At 62.8% G+C, this 2,243-nt stretch carries 2 protein-coding genes; both read right to left on the bottom strand.

From position 1 onward, the window contains the following. On the bottom strand, positions 1-1,521 hold a 1,521-nt coding region (locus tag U9R81_RS16140; protein ID WP_322496451.1), incomplete at its 3' end, for a glycosyltransferase family 39 protein. Between the two features lie 93 nt (positions 1,522-1,614). Continuing rightward, positions 1,615-1,866 carry a (2Fe-2S) ferredoxin domain-containing protein gene (locus U9R81_RS16135; RefSeq protein ID WP_322496450.1) on the bottom strand — a complete coding sequence of 84 codons (252 nt, stop codon included), beginning with the start codon at positions 1,864-1,866 and terminating at the stop codon, positions 1,615-1,617. Positions 1,867-2,243: the final 377 nt, after the last annotated feature.

The raw sequence follows: 2,243 nt of genomic DNA, 5'->3' as shown, positions 1-2,243 counted from the left end.
CGCCCAGGCTAACCCGCGCTTCAGCCGCGCGCGCCACACCCGCAGCACCAGCGGATTGGCCTGCAACCAGCCTCGCCCCCAGCGCGCCGCCACGATCAGCACCCATGCTGCCAGCACAATCAATGAGCCGTAGATCGGCAGCAGGTAGCGCATATTAATCGCAAATTGATTACCCTGCCACGCAAAGTAGAAGATGATCCAGACCCACAACACCCACGCCGGATGCCAAGGACGGCCCACGACGGCGGTTGGGTGGAGCGCCCACTGCCAGCCGCGCCGGACATAGCGAGCGGCAAAGAGCAGCCAGCCGCTCCATGCAGCCAAGCCGAGCAGCGGCCCCATCCCCCACAGCACCATATTGATCCACGGGAAGAGGTACGCCGTGCGCCCCACCCATTGTTGCGACGGCGGGAAGTCATATTCACCCGTTACCAGCGCGCGCACAGTGGTGAGATTCTCGCGGAAGCGTGGATCGAGCCGGATATCAAAGAAGCCAGCGCCGTGCAAGATCGAAGGCCCCTCGATCAGCGGTGAGTCGGCGCGCGAGCCAATGAACGAGTCGGGGGCAAGCGCGCGGAAGGTCACGATGGTGAGTGTGCCGGCTATGATGAGCAGCCAAATCTCGCGGCGGAAGAAGCGGTCGAAGACGGCTGGCCACGGCTGCCCGCGCAGCGCGCGTTGGGCGGCAATCAGCGCCGCAACAATCGCCAACCCGCCGATCGTCGCCATCGTGATCCGGTTAGCCGTAGCCGCGCCAATGCTGAGGCCCAGCGCGGCATAGACGGCCATACCGCCGCCCTGCGCTGCCCGCACTGTCCAATAGAGGGCCAGCAGGCAGAAAAAGGTCGAGAAGGCCGGATCAACGAAGAAATGGCTCTGCTGGATGTGCATCACGGTAAGCGCAGCGAACAGCGCGGCGAGCAACCCAACTCGCTGGCCAAACAACCGGCGCCCGATCAAGTAGACGAGCAGCACGCTACCAAGATCGAACAGCACTGCCAGCCCACGCCCGACCTTCACAACCTCGCCGTAGCTGGTCAGATTGACGCCATCAGGGTTGAGCCACGGCATCAAGGGGAGCAAGCGCGGCCAATAATATTCGGGGTTTGGCACAGGCGGGCCGTAGTCAGTGCGCCGTTCATTCGGCGCCGTGGGATCAGCGCCTACCCGTGGCGGCCCTTCGATCGAGAGCACCTGCGCCGGTAATGCTTCCGGCGGAGTGAGCATCACCGCCACCACCCGCGTCAGCATAATTGGCAGCGGCCCGTAGACATAGAGCGGAAACTGTTCGTAACTGCGTGGATTGAGCGGCGAGCGGCTCGAGTCGTAGAATTCGCCGAGATTGTCCGGCAGACGCACCGTCGAGGCAACGTAGGTAAAGAACCGTTCATCGGGATGCTGGCCGGTACCGGAATCCCAATCAAACAGGTTGAGGGTGCGGAAATAGAGCGCCAACAGTAAAATGGCCGCCAGCCCAAGGCGGGCGACCCATACGCGGTGGCGAGTTAGAGCCTGTCGCACGGCGATTCTCACGAATGTGTTACCAACCCGATGTTGTTTGCATGAACGTGCGAGCGTGATGGGTTTGCGAGCATCACGCTGTGCACATTGGCATTATACACCGGTCTGGCTAAGCAAGTCTACGATGGCGCTGATCTGGCGCGGGGTAAGGCCGTGCCAGCGCCGTCCGCCCGGTTGGATGAGCAGGTTCGGCCCCCGTTGGCACCGGTCTTGGCAACCGCTGGCAATACACTCTACGGTTCCTAACAAGCCGTTTTGCCAGAGGGCTTGTTCGAGCGCCGCGTACACATCGGCCGCGCCGCGGCTGCGGCAATGCGGACCCATGCAGAGATAAAGGCGTGGCATAGGGGTGTCACTTGAACAGCGTGCAATGTAAGTATGCACCATCATACACGTTCGTGCTCTTATGTCCTTGTGCGGAGGTGAACCTATGTTGTCATTGCGAGGGGCGTGCCCGTCTGTCATTGCGAGGGGGCATAGCCCCCGAAGCAATCTCCTGCGGCAGCGAGAACGAACCCTGAGCGGGTGCACTCCGGGCTCGCGCGGGATTGCTTCGCCGCCTCCGGCGGCTCGCAATGACAAACGGGCGGCCCAGCGACCCGCCCCCCTTGCCTGCTTGCAGTTTCACGCCCGGAACCGGTTCAAATAGGCTTGGGTATCGATCGGCTTGGGCGTTGGGCGCGGCAACGGTTCGAGCGGCGGGCGGCGGTAGACGATGCCGA

This window comes from Chloroflexus sp., assembly GCF_034435895.1.
GTDB lineage: Bacteria > Chloroflexota > Chloroflexia > Chloroflexales > Chloroflexaceae > Chloroflexus.
This window is presented reverse-complemented; position numbering and strand designations above follow the sequence as displayed.

Excerpts from the sequence above, each read along its gene's own strand:
- U9R81_RS16135 (WP_322496450.1), bottom strand. The coding sequence starts at position 1,866 with ATGCCACGCCTTTATCTCTGCATGGGTCCGCATTGCCGCAGCCGCGGC.